Source organism: Streptomyces sp. NPDC005262, from assembly GCF_042872425.1.
In the GTDB taxonomy this organism is placed as follows: Bacteria; Actinomycetota; Actinomycetes; order Streptomycetales; family Streptomycetaceae; genus Streptomyces.
In genome coordinates this window covers 352068-369873 of the sequence record NZ_JBIAKK010000007.1, presented here as the reverse complement: position 1 = coordinate 369873, position 17806 = coordinate 352068, and the positions used below count along the sequence as shown (strand labels likewise).

At 70.6% G+C, this 17806-nt stretch carries 16 protein-coding genes; 5 read left to right on the top strand and 11 right to left on the bottom strand.

Annotated features, from left to right (window positions below; translation table 11 throughout):
• The first annotated feature begins 9 nt into the window (after positions 1 to 9).
• The gene (gene hemB, locus ACFYP5_RS20625) at positions 10 to 1008 is read left to right on the top strand and encodes a porphobilinogen synthase (protein ID WP_030928139.1); all 999 of its coding nucleotides are present in this window, start codon (positions 10 to 12) and stop codon (positions 1006 to 1008) included.
• 27 nt (positions 1009 to 1035) lie between these two features.
• On the opposite strand, the gene ACFYP5_RS20620 is transcribed toward hemB, so the two are convergent.
• The 4 genes from ACFYP5_RS20620 to argS form a co-directional block, all read right to left on the bottom strand.
• Positions 1036 to 1566 (bottom strand): HEAT repeat domain-containing protein, encoded by a 531-nt coding sequence (locus ACFYP5_RS20620; RefSeq protein ID WP_389037839.1) that lies wholly within the window; start codon positions 1564 to 1566, stop codon positions 1036 to 1038.
• A gap of 199 nt (positions 1567 to 1765) precedes the next feature.
• A complete protein-coding gene (locus ACFYP5_RS20615; RefSeq protein WP_389037836.1) occupies positions 1766 to 2572 on the bottom strand; it encodes a DUF4253 domain-containing protein in 807 nt (268 codons plus the stop codon).
• A gap of 182 nt (positions 2573 to 2754) precedes the next feature.
• Positions 2755 to 4212: a hypothetical protein gene (locus tag ACFYP5_RS20610; RefSeq protein ID WP_389037834.1), complete on the bottom strand. Its 1458-nt coding sequence runs from the start codon at positions 4210 to 4212 to the stop codon at positions 2755 to 2757.
• A 119-nt stretch (positions 4213 to 4331) separates the two neighbouring features.
• Positions 4332 to 6107, bottom strand: coding sequence for an arginine--tRNA ligase (gene argS, locus ACFYP5_RS20605; RefSeq protein WP_389037831.1), 1776 nt, complete (start codon positions 6105 to 6107; stop codon positions 4332 to 4334).
• Between the two features lie 134 nt (positions 6108 to 6241).
• Here argS and lysS point away from each other — a divergent pair, with 134 nt between their 5' ends.
• Positions 6242 to 8002: a lysine--tRNA ligase gene (lysS, locus tag ACFYP5_RS20600; RefSeq protein WP_389037828.1), complete on the top strand. Its 1761-nt coding sequence runs from the start codon at positions 6242 to 6244 to the stop codon at positions 8000 to 8002.
• A gap of 99 nt (positions 8003 to 8101) precedes the next feature.
• Here lysS and ACFYP5_RS20595 read toward each other — a convergent pair whose 3' ends face one another.
• The 3 genes from ACFYP5_RS20595 to ACFYP5_RS20585 form a co-directional block, all read right to left on the bottom strand.
• Positions 8102 to 9433: a DUF2637 domain-containing protein gene (locus ACFYP5_RS20595; RefSeq protein ID WP_389037825.1), complete on the bottom strand. Its 1332-nt coding sequence runs from the start codon at positions 9431 to 9433 to the stop codon at positions 8102 to 8104.
• A 208-nt stretch (positions 9434 to 9641) separates the two neighbouring features.
• Entirely contained in the window at positions 9642 to 10421 is a 780-nt protein-coding gene (locus ACFYP5_RS20590; protein WP_389037823.1) for a DUF3558 family protein, read from the bottom strand.
• Positions 10422 to 10573: 152 nt separating this feature from the next.
• On the bottom strand, positions 10574 to 11365 hold the full coding sequence (locus ACFYP5_RS20585; RefSeq protein WP_389037820.1) for a DUF3558 domain-containing protein: 792 nt from the start codon (positions 11363 to 11365) through the stop codon (positions 10574 to 10576).
• A gap of 170 nt (positions 11366 to 11535) precedes the next feature.
• Between ACFYP5_RS20585 and ACFYP5_RS20580 the strand changes: the two genes are divergently transcribed.
• Positions 11536 to 12729 carry an RtcB family protein gene (locus tag ACFYP5_RS20580; RefSeq protein WP_389037818.1) on the top strand — a complete coding sequence of 398 codons (1194 nt, stop codon included), beginning with the start codon at positions 11536 to 11538 and terminating at the stop codon, positions 12727 to 12729.
• Positions 12730 to 12816: 87 nt separating this feature from the next.
• On the opposite strand, the gene ACFYP5_RS20575 is transcribed toward ACFYP5_RS20580, so the two are convergent.
• Both ACFYP5_RS20575 and ACFYP5_RS20570 read right to left on the bottom strand, forming a co-directional pair.
• Complete coding sequence (locus ACFYP5_RS20575) at positions 12817 to 13575, bottom strand: SDR family NAD(P)-dependent oxidoreductase (protein ID WP_389037815.1); 759 nt, start codon at positions 13573 to 13575, stop codon at positions 12817 to 12819.
• Between the two features lie 147 nt (positions 13576 to 13722).
• Positions 13723 to 14058, bottom strand: coding sequence for a YnfA family protein (locus ACFYP5_RS20570; RefSeq protein ID WP_030974282.1), 336 nt, complete (start codon positions 14056 to 14058; stop codon positions 13723 to 13725).
• A 135-nt stretch (positions 14059 to 14193) separates the two neighbouring features.
• Here ACFYP5_RS20570 and ACFYP5_RS20565 point away from each other — a divergent pair, with 135 nt between their 5' ends.
• Complete coding sequence (locus ACFYP5_RS20565; RefSeq protein ID WP_389037812.1) at positions 14194 to 14748, top strand: hypothetical protein; 555 nt, start codon at positions 14194 to 14196, stop codon at positions 14746 to 14748.
• 60 nt (positions 14749 to 14808) lie between these two features.
• On the opposite strand, the gene ACFYP5_RS20560 is transcribed toward ACFYP5_RS20565, so the two are convergent.
• Positions 14809 to 16296, bottom strand: coding sequence for an FAD-dependent oxidoreductase (locus tag ACFYP5_RS20560; RefSeq protein WP_389037810.1), 1488 nt, complete (start codon positions 16294 to 16296; stop codon positions 14809 to 14811).
• Between the two features lie 107 nt (positions 16297 to 16403).
• Here ACFYP5_RS20560 and ACFYP5_RS20555 point away from each other — a divergent pair, with 107 nt between their 5' ends.
• A complete protein-coding gene (locus tag ACFYP5_RS20555) occupies positions 16404 to 16979 on the top strand; it encodes a TetR family transcriptional regulator (RefSeq protein WP_389037807.1) in 576 nt (191 codons plus the stop codon).
• 40 nt (positions 16980 to 17019) lie between these two features.
• Here the strand turns inward: ACFYP5_RS20555 and ACFYP5_RS20550 are convergent, their stop codons facing one another.
• Complete coding sequence (locus tag ACFYP5_RS20550; protein WP_389037804.1) at positions 17020 to 17772, bottom strand: Mut7-C RNAse domain-containing protein; 753 nt, start codon at positions 17770 to 17772, stop codon at positions 17020 to 17022.
• Positions 17773 to 17806: the final 34 nt, after the last annotated feature.

Sequence of the window (17806 nt, the reverse complement as noted above, 5' to 3'; positions counted from 1 at the left end):
CGTCGAAGGATGACTGTGTACGGAAACTTCCCCGGCTCCCGCCCCCGGCGGCTGCGGACGACCCCGGCGATGCGGCGGATGGTCGCCGAGACACGGCTCGACCCGGCGAACCTGATCCTGCCCGCGTTCGTACGCGAGGGCATCACGGCGCCCGTCGCCATCTCGGCCATGCCCGGTGTCCAGCAGCACACTCTGGACACCCTCCGGAAGGCCGCCGTCGACGCGGTCTCGGCCGGGGTCTCCGGGATCATGCTCTTCGGCGTTCCGACGGACGAGAAGAAGGATGCCCGGGGAACCGCGGGCACCGACCCGGACGGCATCCTCCAGGTCGGTCTGCGCGCGGTGCGCGAAGAGGTCGGTGACGATCTCGTCGTCATGTCGGACCTGTGCCTCGACGAGTACACGGACCACGGTCACTGCGGTGTCCTGACCGCCGACGGCCGCGTCGACAACGACGCCACCCTGGAGCGGTACGCCGAGATGGCCCAGGTCCAGGCGGATGCGGGCGCCCATGTGGTCGGCCCGAGCGGCATGATGGACGGCCAGGTCGGCGTGGTCCGCGACGCTCTCGACCAGACCGGGCACGAGGACGTGTCGATCCTCGCCTACACGGTGAAGTACTCGTCGGCGTTCTACGGGCCGTTCCGTGAGGCGGTCGGATCGTCGCTGAAGGGCGATCGCAAGACGTATCAGCAGGACCCGGCGAACGCCCGTGAGTCCCTGCGCGAGCTGGCGCTCGACCTCGACGAGGGCGCCGACATGGTCATGGTCAAGCCGGCCGGACCGTACCTGGACATCCTGGCGAAGGTGGCCGACGCGGTGGATGTGCCGGTCGCCGCGTACCAGATCAGTGGCGAGTACGCGATGATCGAGGCCGCCGCCGAGAAGGGCTGGATCGACCGCGACGCGGCGATCATGGAGAGCCTGACCGGGATCCGGCGCGCGGGTGCACAGATGATCCTGACGTACTGGGCGACGGAGGTCGCCGAGCGGCTGCGCCGTTCGTAGCAGCGGACACCTGGAGCCGGCGTCGCCTCAGGCCGCGGGTTCCAGGCCCCAGGACGAGAGGATGCGGACCGCCTCGTGGCCCAGCGCGGCGTCCGCGGACAGCCGGTGCAGCAGCTCGATCCGCTCGTCGCTGGGGCCCGCCTCGTCCAGTGCCGCCAGGGCGTTGTCCCGTACGAGCCGGTCGAAGTCGTCCATGACGGCGGCGGCCAGCACCTCGTGGACCTCCGGATCGTCGGCGTAGGGCCCGAGTGCCATGGCCGCGTACTGGCGGACCAGGTTCTCGTCGGGGCCGCGCAGCACGGTCAGCAGTGCCCGGCCCGCGCGGAGCCGGAAATCGGCCTCGGTCGGCGGCCGCAGGCGCAGGACCATGGTGGCTTCGACCCGTGCGAGGTCGTACTCCTCCGAGTCGGCGGTCACCGAGGCGAGGAAGGGCACGGCGGCCGGATGGTCCGGGCGGTCGGCGAGCATGTCGCCCATTGCGGCGATGAGTGCGCGCTTTTCGTCGCTTTCGGCGGGCAGCGCGCGGAACTGCTCGATGAGGCTGTCTGTCCGATCCATGATGTGTGCGTTTCCCCGTCGGCGGCGGTTGCATTCCTCGGCCCCTGTCCCAAGGACCGGGTGACCGGCCCGTTCCCGTGGTCCGCCCCTCCAGGCGGCCACGGCAACCGCGGTCTTCCACGTGCTCATGAAGAGGGGGAGCCGGAGGGGGTTCGGGTGGCCGGGGAGTCCTGGTGAGCGAGCAGTCAGCACCACTCGCTCAGTCCCACCAGAACGACCAGGAATCCTCGCCCAGCACGTACTGGTCCGCGTAGGCGCGCAGGGTGTCCGGGGTGTTGTGGGCGATGTTGTCCGGGCAGAACGCGAAGTGCTCGGCGGCGACCGCTACCGCTTCGTCGGCAGTGGCAGCCGGGGTGGCCACCGAGACGATCAGATGGTCGAAACCGAGCGCCACCACGCGTATGCCGAAGCGGTCCTCCCAGGACCGGAGCACCGCGCAGAGCCGCGCCACGTCGTTCTCGTGGTTCAGTGGTCCCGCCCAGCCGATCGCCGCCGGTATGTCCGCGCTGCGCCGCGCGGGGACCAGCGCCGCCCGGGCTCCCGGCATCCGGCCGTCCGCGTCGGTGAGCAGAGCGGCTATCCCCGCGGCCCGTTCCTCCGCGTCGACGGGGCCGTTCGCCGACGGGGTGGGCGCGAGGCCCGGCCATTCCGGGCCGAACGGCTCGATGGCCGCACCTTCCAGCTCGTCCTCCGCGTACTCCTCCCAGAACTCGCCCAGCACGTCATCCGCGTGGTGGTCGCCCGGGTACGACGTGATGCCGGGGCTGAGCTCCCACTTCTCGGGCCACTCGCCGCGTGGTCCGCCGTCCAGGAGGACGGGGAGCAGCCCGACCGTCCTGCCCTCGGTGAGCAGCCGGGGCCAGGTGTCCGGGGTCGCGGGCCCGTCCGCGTACCAGAGCAGGGGTTCGTGCCACGGGCCGTCGTTAGTGGTGTCGACCAGGGTGCCGGGCGGGAGCTGGAGCCCGGAAGTGGCCAGTGACGGGAGCGGGTTCGGGAGCGTCGCCATGTCGGTGACCTTAGAGGCCGCCACCGACAACCGGCGGCCCGGCCCCGGCGTCAGCAGGTCGTTGTGGCGGCCGACGGTGACGGGCTCGTCGTCGGGCAGACGGATGTGTACGGCGACGAGGCCGCGCGGGCCGCCGTGCCGGGGCTCGAAGCAGGGTCCAGGGCCAGCGGTGGCGAACCCTGTCAGACCTCGGGGCCCGTGTGCAGGATCGCGTGGCGCAGCGCGCGGGCCAGCCCGGCCGCGGACTCGTGGTCCAGCCCCTCCTCGTTGACGACGACCGTGCCCAGACTGCCCTTGTCGGCCCAGCTGCACGCCACTTGGCGCGCACCGCTGTCGACGACGGGCGTGTACGCCACACAGCGCAGCCACCCGCCGTCGTCACCCGGGTCGGCGTTCCAGGCGGTGCCGGCCGTCGAGGTGAGTTCCCGCAGCCCCTGCTCGAAGAAGCCGACGACCTCGGGCGAGGTGTCGTGGAAGTCGCCGATCGCGCCGAACACCATGGCCTCGGGCCGCGTGCGGCCCGGCGTCCCGTAGATGTACGTGAATGGCTCACTGTCCCCCAAGTCCCCTTCGACCGTCATCGCATTGCTGAGGGCGGTTCCGGCCGGGGTGTCGGGGAGCAGCTGCGCTCCCCGGAAGACGGCCGGAGGGGATGCCGTGTAGTGCGGGTAGGACCGGTACCGGGCGTCCGACCACGCCCCGGCGGTGATCACTGCGGCGACGACGACGAGAGCTGCGGTCAGGGACACGGCCCGCTCCCGGCGCGAGATCCCGGGGACGGGCTGGAGCGCGGGGTATGCGGTCGGTTCCGGCGCCTCGGTGCCGGTGGGCGGGGCGGTGGTGGTCGCGGCCCGGCGACGGGCCGCGCGCAGCAGGAGCGCGAGTATCCGGTGCGGCAGGCAGAGCACTGGGCCCGCGAACGAGACCCACCACGGCAGGTGGACCGCCGGTACGGCCAGGACAGCGGCGCCCACGGCCACCGAGAGTGCCGCCAGGCTTGCCAGCGGAGCGCGTACCAGGAGACGGAGCGGAGCCAGGCCAGGGCGGGCCAGTGCTGCGAGGGTCTCGGCGCGCACGCCGAGACGGAGGTCGGAGGGGTGCTCGTCCGCCTGTTCCCGGGCGCTGTGCGCGGCCTCGCGCGGAGCCACGCCTGCTGCCGCTGCCGCGGTCAGTGCCTCGCGGGCGTCGTGACGCTGGGCACGGGACGCCGACGGTGGCAGCGTGCCGGTCCTGCCGGTGGGGCTGCCGCGGCGCGAGGCGGCCTGTTCGAGGCGGAGCGCCTGAGGAGAGCCCGGAGCCAGTTGGCGCAGCCGCTCGGCGAGCTCGGGGCCGTGCCCGTACCGGGCGGGGCGGTCGAACGGGTCGCTGTTCAGGCAGAGTTCCGCGTAGGCGGCGAGCAGGTCGAGGTTGTCGGGGAACGCGGCCAGCCCTGTGCGGTAGACCCGTTCGGCGAGATCGTCCTCGTCATCCGCGTCCTCAGCCGCATGGGACCGTCCCAGAACGACGTAGAGCCCGGCGTCCGGCCCGTCCGCGTCTAGCGCGTCCTGTGCCGTGCACCGGGCCTCGAAAAGCCGTCCCGCCCGCAACAGCGCTTCCGCTTCCGCGCGCGCCGGTCTGTCCTCTTCGCCGACAACCTGCATGGTCCGTCCCCACCCTGTGACTTCGCGTCCGTGCCGAACAGGTCGGCCGCGTCACTGTCGCCCGGTGACCGACCTCCGGTCAATAGGCGATTTCGCAGGTCACAGGGGGAGACGGAGGGTCAGAGACGCTCGGGGGTGCGGATGCCGAGCAGTGCCATGCCCTGGTGCAGGGTGCGGGCGGTCAGGTCGCAGAGGAAGAGCCGGTTCTCGACCACCCCGGCGGGATTCTCGTCGCTCAGCACGTGGCACTGGTCGTAGAACGTCGTGTAGTGCGAGGCCAGCTGGTAGAGGTACGCGGCCAGCTTGTGCGGCTCGTACGTGGACGCCACCTCGGCGAGGTTCTCGCCGAACTGGTCCAGGTGCAGGCCCAACGCCCGCTCGGCCGGGGCCAGTTCCAGCTCCGGGTGCGCGACCGGCCGGATCTCGCCCGCCTTGCGCAGGATGGACTTGATACGGGCGTACGCGTACTGGAGGTACACGGACGTGTCGCCGTTCAGCGACACCATCTGGTCCAGGTCGAACTTGTAGTCCCGCACGGCGGACGTGGAGAGGTCGGCGTACTTCACCGCGCCGATGCCGACGTACTCGCCGTTTTCGACGATCTCCTGCTCGGTCAGGCCGACCTTCTCGGCCTTCTCGCGCACGACGGCCGTCGCCCGCTCGATCGCCTCGTCCAGCAGGTCGACCAGCCGGACCGTCTCGCCCTCACGGGTCTTGAAGGGCTTGCCGTCCTTGCCGAGCACCGTGCCGAACGCCAGCTGGTGCGCCTTCACGTCCTCGTTCAGCCATCCTGCCCGGCGGGCCGTCTCGAAGACCATCTTGAAGTGGAGCGACTGCCGCGCGTCCACGACGTACAGCAGGGTGCTGGCCTTGAGGTTCTGCACCCGGTCGCGGATCGCGGAGAGGTCGGTCGCCGCGTAGCCGTAACCGCCGTTCGTCTTCTTGACGATCAGCGGGACCGGGTTGCCGTCCGGGCCCTTCACGTCGTCGAAGAACACGCACAGCGCGCCCTCGGAGCGGACGGCGACGCCCGTCTCCTCCAGGATCCGGCAGGTCTCCTCGAGCATGTCGTTGTAACCGGACTCGCCGACGATGTCGGGGTCGCGGATCTCCATGTCGAGCTTGTTGAAGACCGAATAGAAGTAGATCTTCGACTCGTCGACGAACCGCTGCCAGAGCGCGACCGTCTCCTCGTCACCGGCCTGGAGCGCGACCACCCGGTCCCGGGAGCGGGCCTTGAACTCCTCGTCGGAGTCGAAGAGCGCCCGCGACGCCTTGTAGAGCCGGTTCAGCGAGGACATGGCGGCCTCGCCGTCCTGCTCCTCGCCGCCCCGGTGGTCGAGCTCCTGCGGGTGCTCGATCAGGTACTGGATGAGCATGCCGAACTGGGTGCCCCAGTCGCCGATGTGGTGGCGCCGGACCACGGTCTCGCCGGTGAACTCCAGGACCTCCACCATGGCGGCACCGATCACCGCGGACCGGAGGTGGCCGACGTGCATCTCCTTGGCCACGTTCGGCTGCGCGTAGTCGACGACCGTCGTGCCCGCGTTCTGCCCGTACGGGACACCGAGGCGGCCCTCGTCGTCCGCGGCGCGTGCGGCCAGGGTCTCGATGATCGCCTTGTCGCTGAGCGTGATGTTCAGGAAGCCGGGGCCGGAGACCTCGATCTCCTTGATCAGGTCGCCCGCCGGGATCGCGGCCGTGACCTGGGACGCGAGCTCGCGCGGGTTGCCCTTCAGCTTCTTGGCGAGGGCCAGGATCCCGTTGGCCTGGAAGTCGGCCCGGTCGCTTCGGCGCAGCAGCGGGTCCGCGGTGCCGGCATCCGGCAGAGCTGCCGTCAGGGCGTCCGCCAGCTGCTGCTGGAGCGTGGAAGCGAGGGAATTGACCGAGGCCATGGGACGGCTGCCGTTTCCGTAGGGGTACAAGGGATCACGCCCAGTATCCCACGCACTGTAAAGCCGTTTTCGCGCTGCCGGTGGGACCTGGGAGAATGGACGGTGCCCCTACGAGCCCTACCAGAGAGAAGGACGTGCCGACCGTGGCTCAGAGTCAGAGCAGCACCGAGGCCGACTGGGTCTCCCGCTTCGCGGACGAGGTCATCGCCGAATCGGAGCGTCGTGCGCCTGGCAAACCGGTCGTCGTCGCGTCCGGTCTTTCGCCGTCGGGCCCGATCCACCTGGGCAACCTCCGCGAGGTCATGACCCCGCACCTGGTCGCGGACGAGATCCGCCGCCGGGGGCACCAGGTCCGGCACCTCATCTCGTGGGACGACTACGACCGCTACCGGAAGGTCCCGGCGGGCGTCCCCGGCGTGGACGAGTCGTGGGCCGAACACATCGGCAAGCCGCTGACGTCCGTGCCGGCCCCGGCCGGGTCCGCGTACTCCAACTGGGCGGAGCACTTCAAGGCCGCCATGACGGCCGCGCTGGACGAACTGGGCGTCGAGTACGACGGCATCAGCCAGACCGAGCAGTACACGGCGGGGGCCTACCGCGAGCAGATCCTGCACGCGATGAGGCACCGGGCCGACATCGACGCAGTCCTCGACCGGTACCGCACGAAGAAGGACCCGGCGGCCGCGGGCAAGGGCAAGAAGCCGCAGCAGCAGAAGAAGGTCGACGACGCCGAGCTCGAGGCCGAGGCGGGCTCCGGCGCGGCGAGCGAGGACGACGGCAGCGGTGGCTCGGCCGGCTACTTCCCGTACAAGCCCTACTGCGGCAACTGCGAGAAGGACCTCACGACCGTCACGTCGTACGACGACGAGACGACCGAGCTGAACTACACGTGCACCGCCTGCGGCTTCGCCGAGACCGTCCGGCTCAGCGAGTTCAACCGCGGCAAGCTGGTCTGGAAGGTCGACTGGCCGATGCGCTGGGCGTACGAAGGCGTGATCTTCGAGCCCAGCGGTGTGGACCACTCGTCGCCCGGCTCGTCGTTCGTCGTCGGCGGCCAGATCGTCCGTGAGGTCTTCGACGGTGTGCAGCCGATCGGCCCGATGTACGCCTTCGTCGGCATCTCCGGCATGGCGAAGATGTCCTCCAGCAAGGGCGGTGTGCCGACCCCGGCCGACGCGCTGAAGATCATGGAGGCGCCGCTGCTGCGCTGGCTGTACGCGCGCCGCAAGCCCAACCAGTCCTTCAAGATCGCCTTCGACCAGGAGATCCAGCGGCTGTACGACGAGTGGGACTCGCTGGGCCGCAAGGTCGGCGACGGCTCCGTGCTGCCCGCCGACGCCGCCGCGTACGCCCGGGCCATCGGCACGGCCGCCGGTGAGTTGCCGCGTACCCCGCGTCCGCTGCCGTACCGCACGCTCGCGTCCGTGGTCGACATCACGGCCGGGCACGACGAGCAGACGCTGCGCATCCTGAGCGACCTGGACCCGGAGAACCCGCTGGCCTCGCTCGACGAGGCGCGGCCGCGGCTCGACCGCGCGGAGAACTGGATCACCAGCCAGGTTCCGGCCGAGGCCCGCACCATCGTCCGCGACGAGCCGGACAAGGAGCTGCTCGGCTCGCTGGACGAGGAGGGGCGCCGGTCGCTGCAGCTGCTTCTGGACGGGCTGGACTCGCACTGGTCGCTGGACGGGCTGACGACGCTCGTCTACGGCGTGCCGAAGATCCTGGCGGGGCTGGAGCCGGACGCCAAGCCGACGCCCGAGCTGAAGACCGCGCAGCGGTCGTTCTTCGCGCTGCTGTACCGGCTGCTCGTCAGCCGGGACACCGGGCCGCGGCTGCCCACCCTGCTGCTGGCCGTGGGTGCGGAGCGGGTGCGGAAGCTGCTGGGCGCGTAGCTGCCCGCTGTACGGAGGGCCGTCACCCGGTGATGTGGGTGACGGCCCTCCGTCGTGCCGGTTCCGGTCCGTCCTCGCGCGGTGACGGGCCCGGATCGCTCACGCGATGTGGTTCTCGGCCATCTCGTTGTCGAAGCGCTGCTTGAAACCCGGCAGCAGACGGCGGAGCAGGGCCGCGCTGCGCGGGTGCCTGACGTTGTGGCCGTCCGAGAGATGAATGTCGAGGACCTCGACGCTCGGGTAGTCGTTGTGCTGGTGCGTGTAAGCGCTGAACACCTCGTAGGCGATTTCGCCGAACTCGGCGTCCTCCTGCGCCCACTCGACCGGGTCCGCCGCGGGCTCCTGGGGCTGCTGGGGCTGCTCCAGCGACTCCGGCAGGGGCTCTTCGCTACGGGGGTGCGGGACCGCGCCGATCGTGCCCACGTTGCCCAGCGGGCGGGTACGGCCGCCCGGGCCCGACGGGATCATGACCGGGGTGGGCTCGAGGCCCTCGACGTACGTCGGGTTGTACGCACCCTCGTACGCGCCCTCCGGGACCTGCGGCGCCGCGAACCACGGGCTCTCGTGCGAGCCGGGGCCCTCCTGCGGCCATTCCTCGGCGGCGGGGTCGGAGGGGTGGGCGCGCTGTTGCGGATGGTGCTGTTGGGGCTCGGCGTACTGCTGCTGCGGGGTGTACGGCAACTCGGCCTGGGGGTGGACCGTCTCGACGGCGGCCGGTTCCGGGGCCGGGGGCAGCAGGACCGGTTCGATGCCCGCTGCGGCCAGTCCGGCCGGGCCGGTGTCGGCCAGCGGAACGCCGAACTTTGCCAGCCGCAGCGGCATCAGGGACTCGACGGGGGCCTTGCGGCGCCAGTTCCGGCCGAAACGGGCCTGGAGCCGGGCCTGGTAGATCAGCCGGTCCTGTTCGAGCTTGATGACCTGCTCGTACGAACGCAGCTCCCACAGCTTCATCCGGCGCCACAGCTTGAACGTGGGGACGGGGGAGAGCAGCCAGCGGGTGAGCCGGACGCCCTCCATGTGCTTGTCGGCCGTCAGGTCGGCTATCCGGCCGACCGCGTGCCGGGCGGCCTCGACCGCGACCACGAACAGCACCGGGATCACCGCGTGCATGCCGACGCCGAGCGGGTCGGGCCAGGCCGCGGCGCCGTTGAAGGCGATCGTCGCGGCGGTCAGCAGCCAGGCCGTCTGGCGCAGCAGCGGGAACGGTATCCGCATCCAGGTCAGGAGCAGGTCCAGCGCCAGCAGCACGCAGATGCCCGCGTCGATGCCGATCGGGAAGACCAGGGAGAAGTTCCCGAAGCCCTTCTGTTCTGCGAGCGCGCGCACGGCGGCGTACGAGCCCGCGAAGCCGATCGCGGCGATGATTGCCGCGCCGGCGACGACGACCCCGATGAGTACCCGGTGCGTGCGTGTCAGCTGCATCGCGGCCACCCGCGATCCCCTCCCTGTGTCCCCTTCTTCGACTTCTGGCGGGCACAGCCTGGCACATGTGTGTGCCGTGCGTTGCGCGGGGAGGGGAGAAGCCCGGTCCTCGGGGCAGGACCGGGCTTCGTAAAACCGCTTCTGGGCAGGGGGGGTTGGGAATCGGGGCGGCTGCCGGGCGAGCGGCGGCGGGTCCGGGTCCGGGGCCCTGTGACGCCTAGTTCGACGAGGATTTGGCCGACTTCGACGGGCTCGCGGACGGGCTCGACTGCTTGTCGTCGGCGGTGCCGTTGGTGTCGGCGACCGCGGCGACGGCTTCCTTGGTGGCCTTCTCGGCGTCCTTGAGGATGTCGGAGCCGGACGGCGTCTTCGCACCCGCGTAACCCGCGCCGTTGTAGGTCAGGGTGACGACGACGTTCCCCGTACGGGCCACGATCGTTGCGTACTTGAAGTCCTCGCCGGTCTTGGTGAGGTCGTACGTGACCTTGGTGGCCTGCTCGCCGATACCGCTGACGGGCGCCTCCGTGATCTTCTTCGCACCCTCGGCCGTCCTGGTCTTGGCGAGCTGCTTCGTGAGGTCGTCCTCGGCGCGCTTGGCGCCGCTGCCGAGGGCCTGGTCCGAGTCGAAGCGGGTGAAGCCGACGTCGAGCCAGCGGTACTGCGAGCCCTTGACGCCGTTGTCGTCGAGGCCGTTCCAGGAGCAGCCGGCGCGCGCCGAGGTGTCGCTGGACGTGGCCGGCGAGCCGGCCTTGCTCTTGGCCTTGGGGACCAGCGAGGTGATCGTCTTCGTGGAGATCGCCTTGCACGGGTCGGGCAGCTCGGCGAACTTCGCCGGCGCGACCGCCGCCGCCGACTTCTTCGCGCCCGGAGCGGAGGAGGACGAGCCGTCCGACTCCTTCTTGCTGCCGGAGTCCGACGAACAGCCGGCGACGACGAGCATCACCGGGACGGCGGCGCAGGCGAGTATGCGGGTGAGTCGCGAGGCTGATCGGTGCATGGTTCCTTCACTCGGGTGGCGCGGGCGGCGCGGGTGGGCGGTCGGGCGGGTGTTCCGGAGGGCCACGGTACGACGGACGGCGGCCGGATGCCGCCTCGGCCGGGTGGACCGCCGAGGGCGACCGGATCCGGTCCGGGCCGCTCGGCACGGGGCTATTCGCTGAACTTGTCGACCAGCTTCCGGGCCAGCGCCTGGGCTTTCTCCTGCAGTTCCTCGCTGTCGGGGATCTCCGTCGAGAGGGCGGGCTGGTCGGTGTACTGGACGGTCACGATGACGTTCGATGTGCGGAATACCACGCTCACCGTCCGGTGCTGCGCGGCGGAACCTGCCTGGATGAGTAGATCGTCCAGAAATGCGGCATCTCCGAGGTCGTCGAGGATACGCGGCTGAAGGTCTTCGGTGGCTCCGGTGGACCCGTCGCCGCCCTTTCCGTCGGTCTCCTCGTCGGTCGTCGCGTCGCTCGGCGCCGAGCCCGACGGGGAGCCCGAGTCCGAGGGGGTGTCCGATGCGGAGGGCGGCAGATGGGCGGCGGCCTCCTTCTTCCCGTACACCTCGTCGGCGCGGTCGTCGTCACTCACGGCGGTGTCGTACGAGACGACCCGCTCGAAGTCGAGGGAGAGGGTGCGGGACGAGTCCGGGGCCTCGGCCTTCCATGTGCAGCCGACGCGGCGGTCCGTGTCGTAGGTCACGGAGGCCGTTCCCGCGTACGCCTTCTCCTGCTGGTCCTCCGGCAGTTCGGCGACGCCCGGGAGCAGGTCCTTCAGGGTGGAGTGCGTGACGGAACGGCAAGGGTCGGGAAGTGTGCGGTACTTGCCCGCCGGTGCGGCGGGGGAGGCCGTCGGGCCGCCGGGCCTGCTGTCGGCGGCGGAGCCGTCGGTTCCGGTGCCGGCGCTACAGCCGACGACAAGCGCTGCAAGGAGCGCGGCGCCGGGTACGTACGCCATTCGTCGCACGATCCTGGGCTCCCTTCGTGCGAAAAACGGTTGCCGCTCGATGGCGGCCGGTGGACACAATGTGTATCGCACGCGCCGCTGTGAATGCCGGTCGGCCGACTCATTTGCCGACCTTGGCACCGGTTTTGCGCTTTCTGACTTTTCGGGGGAATCGAGGAACTATGTCGTATGTAGAGGTACCGGGGGCCAAGGTCCCGATCCGCATGTGGGCCGACCCGGCTTCGGTCGAGGGCGGCGCCATGCAGCAGCTGCAGAATGTCTCCACCCTGCCCTGGATCAAGGGGCTCGCCGTCATGCCTGACGTGCATTACGGCAAGGGCGCGACCGTCGGCTCGGTGATCGCGATGCACGGTGCGGTCTGCCCGGCTGCGGTGGGGGTGGACATCGGCTGCGGAATGTCCGCGGTGAAGACGTCCCTGACCGCCAACGACCTGCCGGGAGATCTGTCGCGGCTGCGATCGAAGATCGAGCAGGCCATTCCGGTGGGCCGTGGGATGCACGACGACGTCGTGGACCCCGGGCGGCTGCACGGCTTCGCGACGGCGGGCTGGGACGACTTCTGGGGACGGTTCGAGGGAGTGGCCGATGCGGTCAAGTTCCGTCGGGAGCGAGCCACGAAGCAGATGGGGACGCTCGGGTCGGGCAACCACTTCATCGAGTTCTGTCTCGACGAATCGGGTTCGGTCTGGCTGATGCTGCACTCCGGATCCCGGAACATCGGCAAGGAACTCGCCGAGCACCACATCGGGGTGGCACAGAAGCTGACGCACAACCAGGGACTGGTCGACCGCGACCTGGCCGTCTTCATCGCGGACACGCCGCAGATGGCGGCCTACCGCAACGACCTGTTCTGGGCCCAGGAGTACGCGAAGCGCAACCGCTCGATCATGATGGGGCTGTTCCAGGACGTGGTCCGCAAGGAGTTCAAGAAGGCCCGGGTGACCTTCGACCCGGTCATCTCCTGCCATCACAACTACGTGGCGGAGGAGCGGTACGAAGGCATGGACCTGCTGGTCACCCGTAAGGGTGCGATCCGGGCCGGGTCGGGGGACCTCGGCATCATCCCCGGATCGATGGGCACCGGCTCGTACATCGTGAAGGGCCTCGGGAACGCGAAGTCGTTCAACTCGGCTTCGCACGGCGCCGGCCGGAAGATGAGCCGCAACGCGGCCAAGCGGCGCTTCTCGACACGGGACCTGGAGGAGCAGACGCGGGGTGTGGAGTGCCGTAAGGACTCCGGCGTCGTGGACGAGATTCCGGGCGCGTACAAGCCGATCGAGCAGGTCATCGAGCAGCAGCGGGACCTCGTGGAGGTCGTCGCGAAGCTGAAGCAGGTGGTGTGCGTGAAGGGCTGAGTGCCTCTCGCACCGATGAACGGAAGAGCCCCGGACCCTGTGGTGGTGGTCCGGGGCTCTTCTGCGTGTGCGCGTCGCTGTCGGCTGTCAGAGGGTGCGGTGGACCTTGGAGTTGGAGGCCTGGGCGCGGGGGCGGACCACCAGAAGGTCGATGTTGACGTGGCTGGGACGGGTGACGGCCCAGGTGATCGTGTCGGCCACGTCGTCGGCGGTGAGGGGGGCGTCGACGCCCGCGTAGACCTTGGCGGCCTTCTCGGTGTCGCCACGGAACCGGGTGGTGGCGAACTCCTCCGTCTTGACCATGCCCGGGGCGACCTCGATGACGCGGACCGGGGTGCCGACGATCTCCAGGCGGAGGGTCTCGGCCAGGATGTGCTCGCCGTGCTTGGCGGCCACGTAGCCACCGCCGCCCTCGTAGGAGGCGAGGGCCGCCGTCGAGGAGAGGACCACGATCGTGCCGTCCCCGCTTGCGGTGAGGGCGGGGAGCAGGGCCTGGGTGACGTTGAGGGTGCCGATGACGTTCGTCTCGTACATCTGGCGCCAGTCGGCCGGGTCGCCGGTGGCGACGGGGTCCGCGCCGAGTGCGCCGCCCGCGTTGTTGACGAGGACGGCGAGGGTGCGGAAGGCGGTGGCGAACGTGTCGACCGCCTCGCGGTCCGTGACGTCCAGGGCGTACGCCGTGGCCTCGTGGCCTGCTTCGTTGATCTCGGCGGCGAGCGCCTCGATCCGGTCCTTGCGGCGGGCGGTCAGGACGACGCGGTAGCCGGCGACGGCCAGCCGGCGGGCTGTCGCGGCGCCGATGCCGCTGCTCGCTCCGGTGATCACGGCGATGGGGGTGGCGGCCATGCGGACTCGACTCCTCGGACAGCTGATCGGTACACGTTCAGGATAGGCAGGCGGGACGAGCGCCGTTCGTCGGCCGACCGGGGGTGGTGCGTTCAGCGGCGCGGCCGGTGCGGTCGGTGCTGGTCACCGAGGGGATCGATGGCGCGGTCAGTGGTTGCGGGGCGCGTACATGATCACGGCCATGCCGGCCAGACAGATCAGTGCGCCGATCACGTCCCAGCGGCCGGGACGGTAGCCGTCGGCGATCATGCCCCAGGCGATCGAACCCGCGACGAAGACACCGCCGTACGCGGCGAGGACACGGCCGAACTCGGCGTCCGGCTGAAGCGTGGCCACGAAACCGTACGCACCGAGGGCGATGACTCCGGCGCCGATCCAGATCCAGCCCCGGTGCTCGCGCACGCCCTGCCAGACGAGCCAGGCTCCGCCGATCTCGAAGAGCGCGGCGACGACGAACAGCGCGACTGAGCGGGCGACGACCATGGGAGCAGCGTTTCATGTGGGCGGGGCGGGATGACTCGGGGGAGGTGATCCGGAAGGTGGGGCAGGTGGGTGGAGTTGGTGTGTCGAGCCGGTGTGTAAATAAGGATGATTCGGACTGATCAGTATCTTCGGGGCATGGTACTGACGCGTAGGGCTCGACTGATGGTCTTCGTCGCGATGGCGACTGCGGCGACGGTGTCGACTGTGATGTGGGGGGCCGGAAAGGCGAGCGGGGCGGTCCCGGCGCCCGTGCCGGTGGCCGGACCTGCGGCCATGCCGGTTCCGGCCTACCGGTCGGTTGCGCCGGAGGCGGACATCTCCTACCACGGCCATGTCTCACTGTGGGGCGAGGCACTCGGAGTCTGGCTGCTCAGCGAGAATCATGGCCCGTCGGACGTGATGCGCTCGACCGTGCGGCTGCGCTTCTCGGTGGCCCTCACCGGCCGGCAGGAGATGCCGAGCGCCTGTCTGCAGGCCGACGCCCGCACCCTGCTGTGCCGGACAGGCCCGTTGCGTGCGGGTGGGGCGCCGGGGCGGCAGTTCGCGCTAGAACTGCAGCTCGCGGGGCGGCCGAACGAGGTGGCCGTACGGATCGACACCGCGTGGAACGGCGGCGTGACCGACCGGAACCCGCAGAACGACCGGCATGAGGTGCTGGCGCCTGCCACCGGGGACGAATACGTCTTCTGACCGCGTGTCCGGCGGGGCCGGACACGCGGCTGCCGGCCGCGGTGGTGGTGTGGGCGTCGGTCATCGAGTGAGGGCGGCCCGCAGCGCCGCGGGGTCGGGCCGGTCGCTCGCCCAGGCGACATGACCGTCGGGGCGGACGAGCAGCACGGTCGAGCGGTCGTCCGTCCAGTGCGTGTGCACCAGCGGGGCCGGCGATACCGGTGTGGGCGTGTGGGCGGGAGTCACGAGGACGAATTCGCCGTCACGCAGCACCTCCTGGAGGCGGCCCTCCACCAGTCCCAGGTCGGGAGCGCGCTTTCCGGTGAGGGGATGCGATCCGCGCGGCGCCCCGTACGCGATGCCGACGCCGGAGATCATGCCCATCGCCTTGTCGCCGGCCGGCCGCGCCATCGACAGGAGGCGGGTGGCGGCCGCGCGGACCGCTCGCTGCCGCAGCGTGCGGGCCATGGCGAGGCGGACCAGCGCACCGCTGCTGCGCAGCACCTTGGCGCCGACCGGGTGCCTCTCGTCGTGGTAGCTGTCGAGGAGCGCCTCCGGGTCCGCCGCGTATCCCCGGAGCACGGTTGCGAGTTTCCAGGAGAGGTTGGCGGCGTCGTGGAGGCCGGTGTTCATGCCCTGGCCGCCCGCGGGGGAGTGGACATGAGCGGCGTCCCCGGCGAGGAAGACCCGGCCCGTGCGGTAGGCGGGTACCTGGCGCTCGTCGCTGTGGAAGCGTGAGATCCAGCGGGCGTCGTGCATGCCGTGGTCGCTGCCCAGGGCGAGACGGGCGATCTCGCGCAGCTCGTCGAGCTCGACGGGGTCGGTGTCGTCGGCCTGGTGGTTCCGGTTCCATCCCATGACCCGGTACCAGCCGTCGCCGAACGGGGCGATGAATGCGAAGGCGTCCCCCACGCCGCTGGCCGTGAGGAGGGCCGCGGGTTCCTCGGTCAGCCGGACGTCGGCCAGGATGATGGACCGGATCACCGACTTGCCGGGGAAGGGGAGCCCGAGCGCCTCGCGGACGGCACTGCGCACCCCGTCGGTGCCGACGGCGTAGCGCGCGCAGAGGGTGGTCCGCGTCCCGTCGGAGTCCTCCACCTCGGCGGTGACCTCGTCGGCGGACTGGTGCAGGCCGGTCAGTTTCGTGCCGTATCGGAAGTGCACCCCTTCTGACAGCGCGCGGCCCTCCAGCAGATGCTCGATCTCGTACTGCGGGGTGATCAGCACGAACGGGAAGCGGGACCGGAGCCGGGAGAGGTCGAGCGAAAGGTTGCCGAAGAGCCGCAGCCTGGTGAGGCGGGAGCCCGTCTTGAGCAGCTCGTCGGCGAGGCCGCGGGCGTCGAGCACCTCGAGGGTGCGGGCATGCACGGCGAAGGCGCGTGTCATGTTGCTGGCGCTGCGTCGGCGGCGCTCGACGACGGTGACCGACAGGCCGCGCGCGGCGAGGTCGCCCGCGAGCAGCAGCCCGGTGGGGCCTGCGCCCACCACGAAGACATCGGCGGTGGTCGCGTTGCGCGGCGCGTCGGGGGTGGAGTCGGCCTTCGCACGGGTGCTGGGCTTGCCGGTCATGGCGGCCTCCTGAAGCCGTTTGCCAACGAGTGTGGGTCAACGCTTGTTGGCAAATGTAGATCCGACGGATATGGCAAGTCAACACCTGTTGGCCTACGATTGTTGGCATGATGACGGAAGCCTCCGGCGCCCCCCGCCGCTCGGACGCCACGAAGGCCGCGATCCTCGAAGCCGCCCGCGAGCGGTTCGCAGCCGACGGCTATGAGCGCGCCACCATCCGGGCCATCGCCCGCGACGCGAACATCGATCCGTCGATGGTGATGCGCTACTACGGCAACAAGGAAGGACTGTTCGCCGCCGCGTCCGAGATCGATCTGCGCCTGCCCGCGCTCGGGGCACTGCCCGGCAAGCACATCGGGGCCGTACTCGTCGCCCACTTCCTGGACCGCTGGGAGGAGGACGACGTGCTGACGGGGCTGCTCCGGGTCGGTGTCACCAATGAGGCGGGTGCCGAGCGTATGCGGGCGGTCTTCGCCGAACAGCTCGGTCCGATAGCTGCCGGGGTCTGCCCCGACCCCGCGGATGCCCCACGCCGTGCCGCGCTCACCGCGTCCCAGATCCTGGGGATGGCGCTCGCGCGATACGTCCTGCGCATCGCGCCCGCCGCCTCGATGTCCCGCGACGAGGTGATCGCCTGGCTCGCGCCCACCGTCCAGCGCTACTTGACCGCCGAGCGGCCGTAACGGCCCCGCCGGCCTCGGTGGGGACTCGGCCGGACACCGCCTACACCAGTGGACCGGCCTGATCGGAAGCGTCACCGAACTCGTGGACCGCGCTGGCGACGATCTTCTCCAGGTGTGCGTGGTGGGCGCCGCGCCAGTACACCCGGCCGCACTCCACGCACTGCGCGAAGACGTCGTACGACCGCCGTGTGCCGTGCTCCAGCTGGCCGCTGACGGAGTCCTTGTCGGCCTCTGTGAGCTGCCCGTTGCATGCGGTGCACCGGCTCCACGGGGCCAGCACCGGTGCGAACCGCTCGAGTACGTCCCGTAGCTGGTCGTCCGGCCGGTCGCTGTAGATGTACGCGCCCGCCCAGATCTCCCGCCGCCGCAGCAGTCCCCGGTCGCGCGAGAGCAGTACCCGTCGTTCCCTCGCCGACAGCGCGGCCAGTGCCGGATCGCCGATGTCCGCGCTCTCGTACGCGGCGTCGACGCCCAGCAGCCGCAGCCGCCGGGCGAGCGTGCCGAGGTGGACGTCGAGGACGAAGCGCAGCGGCGCGCCTTCGATGCGCTGGGGGCGTGCCACCGCGCGCACCTCGACGAGTTCACCCGCGCCCGGGATGTGCGAGACGGGGACGGGGTGCCCGTCGACGAGCAGTTGGCCCGCCTCGGTGAGCGGGACCCCGAGCGACTCCACGACATGGCCGAGCGTCGAGGCGCCGTCGGTGATCACGACCGTGCGCCCGTTGCGGCGCTCGTGCGCGACGAAGAGCCGCAGTTCGGGGTCGACCTCGAGGTGGATCTCCGGTCCGTTCACGTCGCCAGGATGCCATTGAGCGGTCCATGGCAGC